17 protein-coding genes are annotated in these 18,575 nt (G+C 30.2%); 8 read left to right on the top strand and 9 right to left on the bottom strand.

The genetic code is table 11. The annotated features are described in order from the left end of the window. Complete coding sequence (gene rsmH, locus T410_RS07575; RefSeq protein ID WP_193743731.1) at nucleotides 1-909, bottom strand: 16S rRNA (cytosine(1402)-N(4))-methyltransferase RsmH; 909 nt, start codon at nucleotides 907-909, stop codon at nucleotides 1-3. Further along, complete coding sequence (gene mraZ / locus T410_RS07570) at nucleotides 884-1,357, bottom strand: division/cell wall cluster transcriptional repressor MraZ (RefSeq protein WP_035670146.1); 474 nt, start codon at nucleotides 1,355-1,357, stop codon at nucleotides 884-886. Before mraZ ends, rsmH begins: the two co-directional genes overlap by 26 nt. A gap of 378 nt (nucleotides 1,358-1,735) precedes the next feature. Here mraZ and T410_RS07565 point away from each other — a divergent pair, with 378 nt between their 5' ends. Beyond that, nucleotides 1,736-2,509, top strand: a complete 774-nt coding sequence (locus tag T410_RS07565; RefSeq protein ID WP_035670144.1) for an alpha/beta fold hydrolase — start codon at nucleotides 1,736-1,738, stop codon at nucleotides 2,507-2,509. A 30-nt stretch (nucleotides 2,510-2,539) separates the two neighbouring features. Next, the gene (yihA, locus tag T410_RS07560) at nucleotides 2,540-3,160 is read left to right on the top strand and encodes a ribosome biogenesis GTP-binding protein YihA/YsxC (RefSeq protein ID WP_035670142.1); all 621 of its coding nucleotides are present in this window, start codon (nucleotides 2,540-2,542) and stop codon (nucleotides 3,158-3,160) included. An 85-nt stretch (nucleotides 3,161-3,245) separates the two neighbouring features. Here yihA and gldC read toward each other — a convergent pair whose 3' ends face one another. Next, entirely contained in the window at nucleotides 3,246-3,581 is a 336-nt protein-coding gene (gldC, locus tag T410_RS07555; RefSeq protein ID WP_035670139.1) for a gliding motility protein GldC, read from the bottom strand. Then, nucleotides 3,581-4,537 (bottom strand): gliding motility lipoprotein GldB, encoded by a 957-nt coding sequence (gene gldB, locus T410_RS07550; RefSeq protein ID WP_035670136.1) that lies wholly within the window; start codon nucleotides 4,535-4,537, stop codon nucleotides 3,581-3,583. The genes gldC and gldB overlap by 1 nt, the downstream gene beginning before the upstream one ends. 99 nt (nucleotides 4,538-4,636) lie before the next feature. Between gldB and nadE the strand changes: the two genes are divergently transcribed. After that, on the top strand, nucleotides 4,637-5,434 hold the full coding sequence (gene nadE, locus T410_RS07545; protein ID WP_035670133.1) for an NAD(+) synthase: 798 nt from the start codon (nucleotides 4,637-4,639) through the stop codon (nucleotides 5,432-5,434). Between the two features lie 103 nt (nucleotides 5,435-5,537). Next, nucleotides 5,538-6,167, top strand: coding sequence for a response regulator transcription factor (locus T410_RS07540; RefSeq protein WP_035670132.1), 630 nt, complete (start codon nucleotides 5,538-5,540; stop codon nucleotides 6,165-6,167). Here T410_RS07540 and dnaG read toward each other — a convergent pair. Both dnaG and T410_RS07530 read right to left on the bottom strand, forming a co-directional pair. Continuing rightward, nucleotides 6,164-8,140 carry a DNA primase gene (gene dnaG, locus T410_RS07535; protein ID WP_035670131.1) on the bottom strand — a complete coding sequence of 659 codons (1,977 nt, stop codon included), beginning with the start codon at nucleotides 8,138-8,140 and terminating at the stop codon, nucleotides 6,164-6,166. The two genes, T410_RS07540 and dnaG, sit on opposite strands and share 4 nt — an antisense overlap. Before the next feature lie 71 nt (nucleotides 8,141-8,211). Next, nucleotides 8,212-8,622 carry a hypothetical protein gene (locus tag T410_RS07530; RefSeq protein ID WP_035670130.1) on the bottom strand — a complete coding sequence of 137 codons (411 nt, stop codon included), beginning with the start codon at nucleotides 8,620-8,622 and terminating at the stop codon, nucleotides 8,212-8,214. 857 nt (nucleotides 8,623-9,479) lie between these two features. Between T410_RS07530 and T410_RS07525 the strand changes: the two genes are divergently transcribed. Together T410_RS07525 and T410_RS07520 are read left to right on the top strand one after the other, a co-directional pair. Then, on the top strand, nucleotides 9,480-13,016 hold the full coding sequence (locus T410_RS07525; protein ID WP_035670127.1) for a PAS domain S-box protein: 3,537 nt from the start codon (nucleotides 9,480-9,482) through the stop codon (nucleotides 13,014-13,016). Between the two features lie 9 nt (nucleotides 13,017-13,025). Further along, entirely contained in the window at nucleotides 13,026-13,403 is a 378-nt protein-coding gene (locus T410_RS07520) for a response regulator transcription factor (protein ID WP_035670126.1), read from the top strand. 60 nt (nucleotides 13,404-13,463) lie between these two features. Here the strand turns inward: T410_RS07520 and T410_RS07515 are convergent, their stop codons facing one another. From T410_RS07515 to T410_RS07505, 3 genes are all read right to left on the bottom strand, one after another. After that, entirely contained in the window at nucleotides 13,464-13,934 is a 471-nt protein-coding gene (locus tag T410_RS07515) for a hypothetical protein (protein ID WP_035670125.1), read from the bottom strand. Nucleotides 13,935-14,211: 277 nt separating this feature from the next. After that, a complete protein-coding gene (locus T410_RS07510) occupies nucleotides 14,212-14,403 on the bottom strand; it encodes a hypothetical protein (protein ID WP_035670124.1) in 192 nt (63 codons plus the stop codon). Between the two features lie 167 nt (nucleotides 14,404-14,570). Beyond that, complete coding sequence (locus T410_RS07505; RefSeq protein WP_035670123.1) at nucleotides 14,571-15,350, bottom strand: response regulator; 780 nt, start codon at nucleotides 15,348-15,350, stop codon at nucleotides 14,571-14,573. A 163-nt stretch (nucleotides 15,351-15,513) separates the two neighbouring features. Between T410_RS07505 and T410_RS07500 the strand changes: the two genes are divergently transcribed. Beyond that, nucleotides 15,514-17,511, top strand: coding sequence for a PAS domain-containing sensor histidine kinase (locus tag T410_RS07500; RefSeq protein ID WP_035670122.1), 1,998 nt, complete (start codon nucleotides 15,514-15,516; stop codon nucleotides 17,509-17,511). Then, a complete protein-coding gene (locus tag T410_RS07495; RefSeq protein ID WP_035670119.1) occupies nucleotides 17,498-18,574 on the top strand; it encodes a hybrid sensor histidine kinase/response regulator in 1,077 nt (358 codons plus the stop codon). Before T410_RS07500 ends, T410_RS07495 begins: the two co-directional genes overlap by 14 nt. Nucleotide 18,575 lies beyond the last annotated feature (1 nt).

The following is an 18,575-nucleotide window of genomic DNA, read 5'->3' as shown; positions in this document are numbered from 1 at the left end:
TTATATCTTTTCAGCTATTCTTAATTTGGCACTTCTTGCTCTATTATTTTCTTTTATTTCAGCGTTATCCGGAACAATTAATTTTCCGATAGTTTTAAATGGAACTGAAAAATTACCGAAAAAATCACGTTCTGGCTCTCCTTCAAACATTCCATTTTTCACAAATCTTTTCACTAATCTATCTTCTAAAGAATGGTATGAAATCACGCTTAATCTGCCGCCTGGATTTAATATCTCTAAGGATTGCTCCAAGAATTCTTTCAAAACATCCATTTCCTGATTCACTTCAATTCGGATGGCCTGATAGATTTGAGCCAATATTTTATTTCTAACTCTTTCCGGTAAATATCGAGCCAAAACTTGTTTCAATTCATCTGTTGTCTTGATTGGCTGCTCTTCTCTGGCTTCAATAATTGTTCGTGCCAAAACCGGTGCATTTTTCAATTCTCCATAATCCAAAAACACCCTTCTTAAATTCGCTTCATCAAACTCATTTACAACTCGATATGCATTCAAATCATTTTTTTGACTCATCCTCATATCTAAACCGGCATCAAAACGTGTAGAAAAACCCCTTTCAGGAACATCAAATTGATGTGAAGAAACCCCTAAATCCGCTAAAATTCCATCAACACTTTTCACACCATAAAAACGTAAAAACCGCTTTATAAAACGAAAATTTTCATTGATAAGCGTAAATCTTTCATCCGGTAATGCGTTTGCTAAAGCATCTTCATCCTGATCGAAAGCAAACAGCTTTCCGTTTGGCCCCAGTCTTTTCAAAATTTCTTTTGAATGGCCTCCACCACCAAAAGTCACATCTACATAAATGCCATCTGGCTTAATATTTAAACCATCTACTGATGCCTGAAGCAAAACCGGATTATGATATTCCATTGTCGTCGTCATTTATATTTCCCATTACTTCTTCTGCCAAATCTGCAAAATCAACATCTTCACCATTTATTGATTTTTCGTATAAATCTTTATCCCAAATCTCAACAATATTCACTGCCGATGAAAACACAACTTCCTTAGCAATACTTGCAAAAATCACTAAATCTTTTGGCACTAATAATCGCCCTAAAGCATCGATTTCGACCACCTTAACTCCTGCCGTAAACCTGCGAATGAAGTCATTGTTTTTCTTTACAAACCGATTCAGTTTATTAATTTTCTGCATCATCAAGTTCCACTCTTCCATAGGATACAATTCCAGACAAGGCTGAAATACGGAACGCTTCAAAACAAAACCGTTTTGAAGAGAAGAAGCTAATTGCTTTTTTAAAGGCGCAGGTAACAGCAGCCTTCCTTTAGCATCAACTTTACACTCATATGTTCCTATAATTGTATCCAAGTAAAAAGTTTAAAAGATGTTGAGCAAAAATATAAAAAATATTACCACATTTTACCACTATATACCACTTTGTTAATAAGTTTAACCACTTTCGAGCAAAAACCCTTAATTTTTGGAGAATCAGAGCGTTAGGTTATTTTATTTTATTTAGAAGAAAGGCAATGTTAAAAAAAAGGCAAGATCAAAAGAGCATGAAACATCCTTTAAAATCAATAGGAATAAAAACAGTATAATCATAAAAATTCGGATAATTAAATGAAAAAAAATCCCTATTTATATATTTGTGAACAGAATTTAATAATTAAAAATTGTTGTAAAAATTCATTTTTATTTATTAAATCCTATATTTGTCAAAATTGAAAATCCAGATTCAAAAACATGGAAAAATACTATAAAAAAGAAGGCAGATACAGCTATTATGAAGCTGGCGAAGGTACACCAATTGTCATCTTACATGGTCTTATGGGAGGACTGAGCAACTTTGATGCTGTAGCAAGCTACTTTTCTAATAAAGGATATAAAATAATCATTCCAGATTTACCTATATACACACAGAATATCTTAAAAACAAACGTAAAAAGTTTTGCGAAATACGTAAAAGATTTTATCACATTTAAAGGGCTTGAAAGAGTAATCCTTTTAGGAAATTCATTAGGTGGTCACATTGCTTTATACCATACTAAAATGTATCCTGAAAAAGTATCAGGACTTGTAATAACAGGAAGTTCAGGACTTTACGAAAGCGCCATGGGTGATAGCTATCCAAAAAGAGGTGACTATGAATATATTAAGAAAAAAGCAGAAGATGTATTTTATGACCCAAAAGTTGCTACCAAAGAACTTATTGATGAAGTCTACGAATCTGTAAACGACAGAATAAAATTAATCAAAACACTAACGATTGCAAAAAGCGCTATTCGTCATAATATGGCAAAAGATTTACCAAAAATGCATGTGCAAACGTGTATTATTTGGGGAAAAAATGACAAAGTTACACCGCCAGATGTTGCAGAGGAGTTTCACAAACTGCTGCCTAATTCTACTTTATATTGGATAGACAAATGCGGGCATGCCGCCATGATGGAACATCCGGATGAGTTTAATCGTTTATTAGAGGATTGGCTAACGCATACCCATTTAGCAATACACTGATCTTAAAGAAGAATTTTACACCCAAAAGAAATGAAAATTAATACAGCCGAATTTGTTATCAGCAACTCTGATGTAGCCAAATGTCCCAAAGATTTTTTGCCAGAATATGCTTTTATAGGCCGATCAAATGTTGGAAAATCATCCTTGATCAACATGCTAACAAACCATAAAAAGCTAGCTAAAACATCCGGAAGACCTGGAAAAACGCAGTTAATAAATCATTTTTTAATTAATAGCAATTGGTTTTTAGTCGATTTACCTGGTTACGGCTATGCCAAAGTTTCTAAAAAAACAAAATCTGTTTTTCAGGAATTTATTACTGATTATTTCGAAACCAGAGAACAACTCGTTTGTGCTTTTGTTTTAATTGACATCCGTCATGAAGCTCAAACTATAGACATTGAATTCATGTCATACATGGGCGAAAGCGAAATTCCTTTTTGTATCGTTTTCACTAAAGCAGATAAGATCAGTAAAGTAAAAATTGATTCTCATATTGCAGCGTACAAAAAGAAAATGTTTGCTAATAACTGGGCCGAAATGCCTCATTATTTTGTTACATCAGCTACTGAATCTACAGGAAAAGAAGAATTACTTTCTTATATTGATGAAGTGAACCAAGAAGTTTTCAAAAACAATAATCAGTTTTAGAAAATATTAATAGGCACATTTTTAAAAACAAAAAATCCCAAAACTTCAAAAAAGTTTTGGGATTTTTTTTGGAACAAAACGGTATTTATTTTGTTAGTTCCAATTTTTCTGCAAAATAATCGCAGAAATCTTTCATCGTGTCCGCCATTTTTTCATCGTCAGTAGCACGTTTAAAAGTTTCAGACATTGCAACCAAAGTTTGATGAAAGAAAATCTTCATTTCATCTACCGGCATATCTTTTGTCCATAAGTCGATTCGCATCGTTTCTTTTACTTTACTGTCCCAAATAGACAACATAATAGCTTTCGCTTCTTCTTGTTCTACTCCACCGTCTTTTGCGGACCACATTAATTTTTCGGGAACACGGTTCTCATCTAATTCTATTAGAAACTTAATTTCTGAGGTGTTTGTATCTGACATTACTTTTTGGGTTTGTATTTTGATTTCACAAATATTTCTTTTGCATCTGTTTTTAATAAGTCTGCAATAGGGACTTCATTATTTTTCATATAGGAGCGAACGATTTGCCATCCTATCCAGGCGCCTACTTGTCCTGGCGATTCATTATCAATTTCGAGATAAAACTTAGAAAATGGAGCTGGATTTATAAATCGAGGTATTAACTTTTGATCGTCACTATATAGCATTTCTTTTTCGATAAAATATCGCCAAATATACCCTTCATTTTCCTCACACCATTTTATTTGTTCAGGAGTATATCCCATTTTTTCTGCATCTGTATAATTTGGCAAAAGTAAGTCTTTTAAATACAATTGTTTTCCAAAATAAATCATTTGACTTAACATTTTTTTATCCGTGACAGGAGCAATTTTACGAGATGAAAAACTTGAAACCACATCGGGTAAAATCTGTCTTTGCTCAAAATTTTGCTTTATATAATTGGGGAATTGATAAAATTTATGTTTTTTTCCTAAATACAATTCAAGTGAAATAATTACTAAACTATCTGCATAAATAGCCTTATTATTATAATCCATTTCAGAGATTACAGTAATAACTTTAGGGGTTTTAGTTCGAGGGAAATAATACTTAATATGTTTAAATAGAGACTCCAACTCTACTCTTTCAGGATCAAAATTTGCATACTTTTTTTCAACTTCAGTATATAATTCTCTCCAGATTGGATCCTGCATTTTATGCAACCAAACACTGTTGTCACTATTTACAGGAAAAAAGAAAGGAAAGGCTGCCTTAACTTTATCTAAATCTTTTGGAGAAGTTTCAAAAAATATTTTGTCAAAGCGTTCTACTTTTAATTGCAATGGAATTTTCTCTACAGCAATTTCTGTTTTATTTTTTTTTTCGCAGGACAAAAAAAAGAGACAAAAGACTACAAAAAATAGATTTTTTTTCATATTTATTAATTAAATTTGTTTCCTAATAACAAAGGAAACCAATGCGCAACTAATTGATTTTGCAAATATACATTCCTGCTTTTTAAAACGTAAACTATTATGACTAAAAAAAGTACAATCCAAGTTGAAAAAGTGAATACTCACATAGTAAATTGGTTAAAAACCTATGCAGAAAATGCAAAAGTTAACGGATTTGTAATAGGGATTTCAGGAGGAGTAGATTCAGCAGTCACCTCAACATTATGCGCACAAACCGGATTACAAGTTTTATGTGTTGAAATGCCAATCCACCAACCACACAGTCATGTAACTCGTGGACGTGAACACATTGAACAATTAAAAAACAGATTCCCAAATGTAACAAGCGTTGAAGCAGATTTAACTTCAGTTTTTGAAGATTTTAAAACAATAGTTCCAACTGACGTTGACACACAAAAACTTCACTTATCATTAGCCAATACCCGTGCCCGTTTACGAATGACAACATTATACTATTTTGCTGGTATTTATGGGTTATTAGTTGCTGGAACAGGAAATAAAGTAGAAGATTTTGGAGTAGGTTTCTATACAAAATATGGTGATGGAGGGGTAGATTTAAGTCCTATTGCTGATTTATTAAAATCTGAAGTTTATAGCTTAGGTGCTTACTTAGAAGTTCCTGATTCCATTTTAAAAGCATCTCCATCTGATGGATTATTTGGTGACGAAAGAACTGATGAGGATCAACTGGGAGCTAGCTATGACGAACTGGAATGGGCAATGAATCAGGATGAAACAGGGAAATCAGCAAATGATTTTACTGGTAGAGAAAAGGTAGTTTTTGAAATTTATAAACGATTAAATACTACCAACAAACACAAAATGAATGCGATACCAGTTTGTTTAATACCAAATTAACAAAAAAAAATCATATTTTATATTGATTTCCAATTAATTACAGAATTTTTTTATTAAATTTACTTTCCAAAACATAAACAACACTTAAATAAAATTAAATACCATGATTAAAGTATGTTTAGCCGACAATTATCCCGTAGTGCATTTTGGAGTAAAATCTTACTTTAAAGAACATGCCGAAATATCAATAGTTGCCAATGTTGGCAATTTTTTGATGGTACGAGATATACTGCTTACCAAAGAGATTGATGTATTAATATTGGATTTGGAATTAGAGGGACTTTCAAGTATTTTCGAAGTAAAATCGATTTTGAAAAACTTTCCAAAAACAAAAATTATTATATTCAGTGGTCTTTCTGAACAAATTTATGCACCAAATGCTATAAAAGCGGGGGTTTCAGGATTTATCCACAAAAAGGAAAAATTAGAAACTTTAGGGATTTCAATTATCAAAGTACATCAAGGAAAGATAATCATGAATGAAACCGTTAAGAAAAACTTGGCATTAATTGCAAAACAAAGCAAAAGTGAGCGACTATATCGCAAGCTTTCTAACCGTGAGGTAGAAGTACTACGCTATTTAAGTGACGGAAAAAAGAATCATGAAATAGCCGAAATTCTAAAACTAAACGAAAAGACAATTAGTACTTACAAATTAAGGCTACTAACAAAACTAAATGTTACCAATTTAGTAGATTTAGTAAACAAAGCAAAAACATTAGAAATTGTTTAGTAATATCTAGACATTACTCTTCCTAATTTTTTTGAAAACGAATGGATTAGCATATTATAATCCATAATCATTGACATAGGCTCTGTATTATCTGAATTTACTTCCGATAATACAGAGCTTTTTAATTCATCGATGATTCTGCCTACTAAATACCAACGCAGCGTTAAAATAGTCTCGGAAACATTTTGGACTATTGTATCATTTTTAGATTTAGGAAAAATATTTTGGCCTTCCCAATTGTGCATGATAACTCGTTCGTCTTCCATCAAAATATCAGTTACTTCCTGGGCAAAATCTACCTGCAGACGCATTAAATACTGCTCTAAACTAAAATTCTCATTCTGATGATAGAAGTTTATCAAGTCATTGAATATATCTCTAAACAATGGATTGGCTAATTCAACCTCATCTTCTTGTAAACTCAAATACACTCTCTGATATACTTTATACTCTTTTTTTTCGGTTACCGTTACTATTTCACCATCCTCATTGGTTTTCAAAAAACTATCTTCAAACTCTTCCGTTTTATTACCATACAACAAAAGAATCTCGATTATTTTTCTTTCTAACCGATAGAGAACATCTACTTTTTCAGCTTCAACGGGATTTTCATTCTTTACAACTTCAAAAGCTTTTTGCTCCTGTTTTTGTTTTTTTCCTACTTCAGAAACGTCTTTTTGAACTAATTGCGCTAAAGTACTAACCAAAACTTGCTCTGAAATATCCATAATTCTGGAACATTCCTGGATGTAAATCTCTCGCTGTATTCTATCCGGAATTTTAGAAATACTCAGTACGATATCCCGAATTAAATCAGCTTTTTTTATAGGATCATTCTTAGCTTCATTCATCAAAAGTGATGCTTTGAACTGAATAAAATCTTTTGCATTATTTTCGAGATATAAAACTAAATCCTCATAGGATGTTTTTTTGGCAAAACTGTCAGGATCTTCTCCATCAGGAAAAGCGCAGACTTTCACATTCATTCCTTCCTCAAGAATTAAATCAATTCCTCGAATAGAAGCACGAAGTCCAGCTGCATCTCCATCAAAAAGTACCGTTATATTCTTAGTCAACCTATTGATTAAACGAATTTGGTCTGGAGTCAAAGCGGTTCCAGAAGAGGCAACGACATTTTCAATGCCGGCTTGATTGAACTGAATTACATCTGTATACCCCTCGACTAAATAACAATTATTCAGTTTGGCGATTGACTGTTTAGCCTGAAAAATTCCATAGAGCACTTTACTTTTATGGTAAATATCACTTTCTGGAGAATTCAGGTATTTTGCCGCTTTTTTATCATTGGTAAGAATACGCCCCCCAAAGCCAAGAACACGGCCTGACATACTTTCAATAGGAAACATAACACGACCTTTAAATCGGTCGAAAGGCCTATCATCTCTAGGAATTGTAAGTCCAGTACTTTCCAGAAACTCTAGTTTATAACCTTTTCCTAATGCTTCTTTGGTAAAAGCATCCCAACTTTCAGGTGAATACCCTAAACTAAACTTTTTGATAGTCTCATTAGTAAATCCTCTTTCTTTAAAATAGGAATACCCAATTGCTTTTCCTTCTTCAGAATTAAAAAGGGTATTATGAAAATAGTTTTTTGCAAACTCAGAAACCAAATACATACTTTCTCGAACATCGGTATTGGCTTTTTCCTCATCCGTTTGTTCTGTTTCTTCGATTTCAATATTGTATTTTTTGGCTAAATAGCGAATGGCTTCCGGATAAGTGAATTTTTCGTGTTCCATCAAGAAAGCTACAGAATTGCCGCCTTTTCCCGAACTAAAATCTTTCCAAATTCCTTTGGCGGGAGAAACCATGAATGATGGAGAACGCTCTTCGGAGAAAGGACTTAATCCCTTGAAGTTACTCCCTGCTCGTTTCAATTGTACAAAATCACCGATAACCTCCTCTACTCGAGCAGTTTCGAAAACAGTATCTATAGTGGCTTTTGAAATCAAATTGTTTTTTTTTGAAGTTCAAAGTTACAACGTTTAACCTGACAAATTATCTTTAGTAGAAATAAAAGTATTTATTTAGCAATTTTACTTTTCACAGATGTAATAAAAAATCTAGCATCATTCATCTCTTTCTTATAAATTTTGTATTTAAAATATTTCAAATCTATATCCATAATTAGTATTTGGTATTTATTTTCTCTAACAAAAAAAGAAGTTAATAACATAAATACTAAAAAAAATAAGAGTTCAAAATTAGAGGGAAGATTCAAACAATTATTTTTCACATAGAAAAAATATACTGAAAATAAAATACTATTAAAAATTATCATTTTAAAAGAAAAAACTTTAACCTTTTCAATTTTAATCTGTTTAATTTCTCTGAAATTAAAGGTTGTTTCTTTATTATTATTTTTTAAAACGACATTTGATTCCATGATAGAAATACTTCTATCACCATCAAATTTTTTTTCAAAATTTTTCATTTTAGATTAAATTGTATTTTTTAAATTGTTAGGTTACAAAAGTCGCCTTTTGCATAGAAAAACGTACTGTTTTTATTGACTGCTCTAAAAATTGTACTAAAGATTTAAAATAGCATTAAAAATACTCTTAAAGGCTTATGTGTTATTGCCCTAACTAAATAATGAAGAAAAAAAGGAAACATAAAACAGTCTTACTATTAATGAAAATTTAAGTACTAAAGTTTGATAGAATCAAGAAATACAAATCCGAAAAAGAAGAACAAAGTAAAATAGGTAAAAAACATATTACAACTAAATTTTAAGGGCAAAAAGCCAAATCAAAAATGATAACCTATTTTATGGCACATAATGCACTTGGTAATAAATTGTATTCATAATTAATTTATTTAATAAAAAAAATTACGAATTGTGCAAAGCCTCAATTTTAATCGAATAACCAATATCCTTAAAAGTCTTATAAAAGAATACCAAATAATATTATGTTAATATTACATTTAGATCAAGTCTAGCAACAACAAATGAAAACAGCATCACGCTTAAAAAAAGAAAAAACGCAGCATATGTCAAGAAAAAACTGCTTACATTATAACATAAAATATTACAATAATGAAAGTGTAAAAAACAAAATTTAAAAAGAATGAGACCGATACTATTTCAAGTTCAATAGTATCAAAAAATAATTATAAATTTACCGAAATTTTTTGGATTCAGTTTACTATTCAATTGCTCTTAACAGATTTGAATTACAGTACATTAACCTCGATTTTTTTCTTTATTTTTCGTAAAACATTACTGATTTCATAAATGAAAGCATTGATCAGTCTAATAATTTGTTGTTATAACATAAATTTAAAAAAATGCATTTATTAAAAAAAATAAATTTTTCAAAAACTATAGATTTTCAGCAAGAATTCAATAGTATTCTATTATTTGTATCAGAAATATGTGAAGTCCCTTGTGTCTTTGTATCATTAATTGATTTAACTGGCCTAACTGTAAAAGCAAAAATAGGCTTAGATCTTATACCTATCGCACCTAATATATTAGTGTTTAATGAGACTATTATTCAGCAAAATAAAATTAAAATCATTTCAGATATTAATAATGACATTTATAATCAATCCGAAAACTTAGTAGATTTTTTTGCGGGGCTTCCAATCTGTCTTAATGAAAATCTAGTTATCGGAACTATTTGCATTATGGATACTAAGCCCAAAGAGCTTTCTTCAATACAGTTAAAATATTTGGATCATGCTGTACAACAAATTCGATCTTTATTGCAATTACATATTGAAAATAAGGAATTACAAGAAACAGTCAAACAGCAAGAAAATCAATTACAACTGTTTATTGGTAATTCAAATGAAATTATCTACGAGATTAATCTAGAAGGAATAATTAGCTATGTTTCAAATAACTGGACTAAACATCTAGGTCACGAGATTAAAGATGTTTTAGGCAAAAGCAACGCTGACTTTCTACATCCTGAAGATTTAGAAAATTGCATTGCATTTTTAGATAGAGTCATTAAAACCGGAGAAAATGAAGGGGAATTGATCTATAGAATGCAACATAAAGAAGGGCACTATGTTTGGCATGAAACACGTTTGAAATTATCCCAAAGAAATGGCTCTCCATTTTTTATAGGAAGCTGTAGAGACATTACTGAACATATTGAGGTCGAACAGAAGCTATTGCAACAAAGGGAATTTTACGAAAAAATATTAGATAGGCTTCCCACAGACGTAGCCGTTTTTGATAAAAACTATAGGTATACTTATTTAAATCCCGCTGCCATTAAAAATGATGAACTACGAAAATTCATTTTAGGAAAAACCGATTTTGAATATGCGAAACATACCGGTAGAAGTGATGCTTTTGCAAAAAGTAGGCGCATCAAGTTTTTACAAGCATTAGAATCTAGAAATACTATAGAATGGGAGGATACTATTGAAGGCCTAAATAAAAATAAAACATACCACACTCGAAAATTTACTCCCGTTTTTGGAAATGATGACACTCTTGAAATGATGATAGGTTTTGGTGTTGACATCACTGAAAGTAAAAAAATTCAAGACGAAATTCTCAAAAACCGACAATTGACTGCCAGTATTCTCCAAAATGTAGCTGTTGGGATTTTAGTTCAAGGACCACAATCAGAAATTTTAGAAAATAATATAGCAGCTTGCGAAATGTTAGGCCTTACCGAAGATCAACTTCGCGGTAAAACCTCCTTTGATGCTCAGTGGAAAGTAATTCATATTGATGGTTCACCTTTCCAACCCGACGAACACCCTGTTCCGCAGGCTATAGCAAAGTTGAAGCCAATAAACAATATTGTCATGGGTGTGCATCGTCCAAAGCATAATGATTTGGTTTGGTTATTGGTTGATGCCATACCTGTATTTGGAAATCTTAATGAATTGCTCTATGTAATATGCTCTTTTAATGACATTACTGCACAAAAAAATGCAGAAGATTCCTTAAAAATCAGCAATGAGCGTTTTACGTATTCTAGCAAAGCTACTTCAGATGCGCTTTGGGATTGGAATATGATTACGGATGAAATATTTGTAGGAGAAAGTTATTCTATTCTTTTTGGACATCAATTTGAGAATAACATTATAACAGGGCAAGAATGTGAGAATTTTATTCATCCAGATGACAGAGAAGACTATTTTGCATCTGCAGAAAAAGCCATAAATACAGATGTTTACAGATGGACAGAAGAATACCGTTATCTAAAATCAGATGGTACTTATGCCTTTGTAAAAGACAAGGCTGTTATTATCCGTAACGATGAAGGTAAGGCAATCCGAATGATTGGAGCCATGCAAGATATAACGAAGGAGAAAAAACTAAAAGATGAATTACTGCAAAGCGAAGAACAATTTAAAGGAGCTTTTGAACACTCGGCCGTAGGAATGGCTTTGATTAATCTAGATGGATATTTTATAGAAACAAACGAAAGACTTTGTAAAATCCTTGGTTATTCAAATCAAGAAATTAAATGCTTAAAATTCCAAGAAATCACTCATTATGAAGACTTGACGATTGATTTGTATTATAAAGAACAACTAGACACCAGAAAGATATCTAACTTCAGTTCCGAAAAAAGGTACATTCATAAAAATAAATCAATCATATGGGTACATATGTCTGTTTCGTCAGCAAAAAACCATGAGAATGAAACCAAGTATTATATAGTCCAGATAATTGACATTACCGAAAGAAAAAAAATCGAAGAGGAAAACAAATTATTAATAGATGAGAACAACAGGAATAAAAATATTCAGTTAAATGAGGCGAAGAATATGTATCGACTTTTAGCTGATAATACCATTGATTTAGTTTGCTTGCACAATTTAGACACTAGTTTTCAATATGTTTCTCCATCAATAGAAAAACTGTTGGGTTATACTCCTGAAGAGTTAATTGGTAAATTACCTATAGAATTTGTCCATCCAGAAGATATTGAAACACTACAAAATAGCGTTCATGGTTTTGTAACTGAAGTAGAAGATGTTGCTGTACAAGTTAGATTTAGAAACAAGCATGGCAACTATTTTTGGTTTGAGACCAAAGCTGTTTTAGTCAAAGAAAATGGTATTCCTATAAGTTTTCAATCAAATACCCGAGATATAACTCAGCGAAAAGAGACCGAAAAAATTGTAGAAAACACATTAATTAGAGAACGAGAATTAAATGAATTACGCATCAATTTAGTCTCCACAATTTCTCATGAATTCAGAACACCTATGACTACAATTAGAACTAGCGCTGAATTAATCTCTATGTATTTAGAAAATCAAAATGTAGTAAACGGAAATCGCTTGCTAAAACGAGTTTCGATTATTACTGAGGAGATCGATCGAATAGTTGAGCTGATGAATGCTGTACTAACCATTTCTAAAGAAGATTCCGGAAAGACTAATTTCAACCCTACATTATTTGATTTGAAAGAGTTTTGTCTTGAAATAATTGACAACAATTATCTAAATACCATAAATATTCCAATGGTAACTACAAATTTTAATGGCTCAACTTTCACAGTTAATGCTGATAAAAAGCTAATGGAATATGCCATTTTTAATATTTTAAATAATGCATTTAAATATTCTGAAAAATTTGAAGAGGTAATTCTTAATCTTTCTTCAACGAGTGATACAATTATCCTTGAAATAATTGATTTTGGTATCGGAATTCCTAAGCAAGACCAACTGAAATTATTCAACACTTTTTTCAGAGCAAGTAATACCGATGGTTTTCAAGGAACCGGTTTAGGATTGTATATTGCTAAAACATTCACTGAAAAAAATTCAGGAACAATTGCATTAGAAAGCGAATTAGGAACAGGCTCAAAAGTAACCATGACATTTCCTTTAATAAAATAATTAAAATCGATGGCTAAAATATTAATTATTGACGATGAAGCAAGATTAAGAGAAACTATCTGCGAATTACTTTCCTACGCAGGTTATGATGTCCTTGATGCTCAAGACGGAATGGAAGGATTAGAAAAAGTAGAGGAATTTATACCAGATCTTATTCTTTGTGACATCATGATGCCTATTCTTGACGGATATGGTTTCATGGAAAAGCACAAAATTTCTGAATACTCTAATATCCCTGTGATCTTTCTTACTGCAAGAGTAGAACTGCAAGATCAAGAAAAAGGTAACGCTTTAGGAATTAAAGGGTACTTAAAAAAGCCATTTATTTTCAAAGAATTAAAAAACAGCATTGAATCACAATTAGTATTAGCCAAAAATTCTAAATAGACAACTAATAAACTTACCATATTTATTTAATAAACAATTCATTAACAAAAAACTACCAAACTATGCTTCTTTTAGGCTTTGATAATCAAATTCCTGTTCAACTTTGGTTTTTAATAGTGTAGAGTCTGGAAATTTAGAAATAAATATTCCCGCAAAGTGGAGATTTTTTTTGTTGACGATTATTTCATTAAAACCATAATTATTTTTGTTTATCAACAACTTATAAGAATAGCTTTTTATGCAAAACGCCAGTATTAAAGAAATTAGGATTAGTCCTAAAATTAAACATTGAAATATAGCATCAAAATTCAATGAAGGTAATTCTATTAAGTATAGCAAGGCTGAAAATACTAACATTATAATATTAAGGCTTAAATCTCTATTTTTTATTAATCTACTATTTGAAATTTGATTTAAACTTATTTCGATAGTATTATTTATAAAAATTGCTTTCGATTCTGAAATTATAAAGAGTGAATTTTCCTCTAAAACTTTTTCGATTTTTGGTGTAGTTGTGCAATTTGTGATCATATCTTTCTGATTGAATTAGATTTAAAGAATCTTACCAAAACAGCTTACCCCTACTAAATTGTAATTTATTGCCCCCAATAAACATCTAAGCAAGCTGCCTGGTAAGAAGAACCCAAATCATTCTGTAAAAATATATTGTCAAATTATATTAACCTTTTTTTTTATTTATAGCTTAAAAAAAAGTACTAATAATTTATATCCCAAAAAAACCACCTATTCTTCGTAAAAACTAAACCTTCCCTTATAATAGTATTATACACATACTCTATATTCTTAGCTAAAGAGAAATTCCCACAATAAAGACAACAACGATTAATCCGATTGCAGTAATAAACAAACAAAGCATAACTTTATTATTTTCTATTACCGGTTTTCTATTTTTATTCAAGAATCCGTTTAAATCATCCCCAACAGATTTAGAGTACCTAATTTTAATTCTCGTTACTAAATCATTAAAAATTCCAAACATTGTCTTTTTTTTAAAGAAAAATAATCTATCTACCTAGAGCTTATCTATCTTTTACGTTTGATTTAAAAAAAAAGAGCAATAATTTAAAATAATAAAAAAAACACTCTATTAAAAGTGTTTTTTTTTATGATTTCAAATTATTTATTGAGCTTATATTTACAAATTTTTTAAAGCAACGATTGTTTTTCATTTTGGATTGCTTTTATATAATCTCGAGGAGTTACATTAAGATAGGATTTAAAGCTGGTAGAAAAATAAGAAAACGAGTTGAATCCCGTTTCATCAACTAGGTATTGTATGTTTCTTTCCCCTAAATCAATTAGCTTAATAGCATATTCTAATTTAAACTCTCTTATGTATTGACTCGCATTTTTATTCGTAAGCTTCCGCACCCTTTTATCTAATGTTGATTTACTTATAAAAAGCTGACTTGACAATTCATTCATGTCAATCTTTGATTTTAAATGTTTTACAAGAACTTCATTTAACGAGGTCAAAAAATCTTTTTCAGATAATTTAATAGTGACTTTTGAAAATGGATCAGGAGTATATTTTTTTTCAATATTTTTTTTAAGTTCAATTACATTTTTTATTTTAAAGATCAATTCCTTTACTTTAAAAGGTTTCATTATAAAATCATTTACTCCATTTTCTAACTGTCTGAATTTTATATCATCGTCCATATAAGCAGTAATTATAATAAACGGGATGGTTTTAAATTTATTTATTTTTCTAATTTTTAAAAACAGTTCTTCACCCCCCATAATAGGCATCATTAAATCACTTATAATGACATCAGGAATGTTTTTTTGTATATACAGTAAAGCTTCACCGCCATCTTTTAGCCATTTTACTTCAAAATCACTCAGAATCAATAATTCTAAAATTGAGCTTCCTAAAGCTAAATCATCTTCGATTAAAACTATTTTTAATTTGCGTTTTCCCATTGTACTAAATTACCAATTTCTATTTTAATCAAACCTTATTTTATTTTAAACTATCAGTAATTAAAATTATTAAAAAAATTAAATAAAATACTTTTATCAGGAATTAAAAATACTAATAAAAAAATAAAAAAACGACTTTTTTACAACCCATACTATCACAACAATGAAAAATCATTTATTGGGAATTTCTGTTGCTAACAATCTTCTTTTAAAAGGACTTTCAATTGAAGTTACTCTAAATAATTGCATTGAAGTGCTAGGTGAAAGTAATAAAGTTGATCGATGTTATATATTGAAAATAGAACAAAATTCTATCAATTATTGTTACGAATGGTGTAATAATGGCATAGATACTTTCCTGAACAATTCAAATCTAAAAAGAGAAATCTTCAATGAATTTCCTGAAATGTACGCCAAATTATCCAATGACGAAATCATATACGGTCTCGTAAAAGAGTGTAATAATGTGTCTTTTTCAAAAATCATGGAGGACCGCAATGTCCAATCTTATTTGTTAGCACCTATATTCTCTAACTCAGAGTTTTGGGGCTGGATGGGGTATGAAAGTTGTAATAATGAAAAAAAGTGGGATCATGATGTGATCCTTTCACTGCATTTATTAGCTCAAAATATCGGAATCAGAATAAATCAAAATAAGATTTTCTCCAAACTAGGCGCGGATCTGAAATATTTTAATTTTTACATTAAAGACTCCCAACGTGGTATTTGGGAATTAGATTTAAAAACGTATACTCCTAAATTTTCTTCTAACTGGGCTAAAATGATTGGATATAATGCTATTGAAATAGACCACACCTATGATTTCTGGAAAAAAAATATCCATTTGGACGATATTGACAGAGTAGAAAAAGAACTTGAAGATTACATCTCAAATAGTACTGACTGCTACGAAGGTGTCTATAGAATGAAACACAAAAACGGACAGTTCGTCTGGATAAAATATAATGGATTAATAAAAAAAGACAATACTGGAAAACCCATTAAAATCTTAGGAACTAATATAAATGTCAATGATCTTAAAGAAAAAGAGAGACAATTACAATTATCAAAAGAAAAATTTAGATTAATTGCTGATAATACTACTGATATAATTTGCCAACATAATATTGATGGAAGTTATACCTACGTTTCAAATTCTATGAAAGAAATTTTAGGATATGAGCCTGACGAAATGATTAACAAAATAGCTTTTGACTTTGTCCATCCAGACGATTTTAAGCTTATCCGTGATTCTCATAAAAAATTTATTACGGATTCTAAGCATAGAACATTGACTTATAGATTTAGAAAGAAAGACAACACTTATATCTGGTTAGAAACCACATCAAAAAATATTCTAAATGAGGAGAATATTGTTGTAGGAATTCAAACTTCCAGCAGAGATGTGAGTAAGCGAATTAAAGCCGAAGAAGAAATCAAAACTGCTCTTAAAAGAGAGAAAGATTTAAGTGAAATGAAATCAAAATTTGTCGCAATGGCATCACATCAATTTAGAACCCCGTTGACTGTTATCTATTCTAATGCGGAACTTATTGATCTTAAAACAAATCATCTTGATGAGAAAACAGTCAAATCCTTAGAAAACATTACTTCACGAATAAAAAAAGAAGTAGACCGAATGACTGAATTAATGAATAATATTTTAATTTTTGGGAAGTATGAATCTAAAAAGATTAAAAAAGAAATTAAAAAAATTAATCTTAATATATATATTAAAACATTAGTTGACACCTATTTTAACGGAGCTATTGAAAAAGGAAAGATTCAAATAGAAATAAAGGGCAAAAAACAAGTTTTTCATACTGATGAAACTTTATTGACCCATATTTTAACAAATTTAATCAGCAATGCATTTAAATACTCTACCGGTAAATCTAATCCACTTTTAGTCATAACCTATTTAGAGAACGAAATTGAAATAGAAGTAACTGATTTTGGAATTGGAATTCCCGAAGATGAAATTCAATATCTTTTCACCTCTTTTTTTAGAGCTTCAAATACAACTACCATAATTGGTTCCGGTCTGGGTTTAGCAATTGTTAAACAATTTACAGTTCTTCTAAACGGTAAAATAGAATTGAAAAGCAAAGAAAACTTTGGAACAACAATAAAATTAATTTTCCCTTATGAACAAAACTAAAATTCTCTTGGTTGATGACGAATTAAATTTAAGAGAAACTATTAGCGAACTGCTAATCTATCAGAATTACAAGGTCAAATCCGCATGTAATGGACAAGAAGCATTAGACTTATTAGAATATTGGACACCAGACTTAATTATCTGTGATATAATGATGCCGGTTATGGATGGTAGTAAATTATTTGAAATAATTAAAGATATTAATTCTTTGAACTCAATACCCTTTATTTTTTTGACCGCAAAAAAGGAAAACAATCTAATGAGAAAGTGTTTGTTAGACGGCGCTGATGATTTTATAGCTAAACCATTCAAAATAAAAGAATTAACATCTATTATAGAATCAAAGATAGAACGATTTGAAAAAATAAAAAATTCTCATAGTAATTTATATCTGGGTGAAAAAAAGGTTTTTTTACATGAAATAAATACACCCCTAAACGGAATTTTAGGACCTATTGAGCTTCTAATGGAAAATCAAGAAAAATTAGACAAAAAAGAAATATCCGCATTTTATGAATCGATTAAAATATCAGGTGAGCGACTAAACAGAACCATGCAAAATATAATTTTTTATCAAAATCTTAAAAACAACTCCATCGAATTTAACACTAATTCGAGTTCTGAAATATTAAATGCATTTTTAAAAACAAAAGAAAAAATTTTTAAAATTCATGAAGGTCAAGAAAAAAGAATCAATTTTGAAATTGATAAAGCAACGATTAAAATCAGTCAAGGGCATTTGCAATATATATTTTTTGAATTAATAGACAATGCCTTAAAATTCTCTTCAAATAACAAAGTCATTATTGTTTCTGGAGAACAGTTCAATGATGAGTATTATGAATTAGTGATCAGGGATTTTGGCATTGGCTTCAGTGAACAGGAATTAAATAAAATAGGTGCTGCTCAACAATTTAATCGGGAAGAAAGAGAGCAACAAGGATTAGGATTAGGGCTCTTTTTAAGCAAAATTATAATAAAAAAATCAAATGGCGTTTTCACTATTGTTTCAAAAGAAAATGAAGGCACAACTATTAAAATATTCCTGCCATTAAAAATCTAGT

The organism is Flavobacterium sp. 83, assembly GCF_000744835.1.
Classification (GTDB): domain Bacteria; phylum Bacteroidota; class Bacteroidia; order Flavobacteriales; family Flavobacteriaceae; genus Flavobacterium.
Note: the sequence above shows the minus strand (reverse complement) of the source record. Positions and strands in the feature narration are given on the sequence as shown.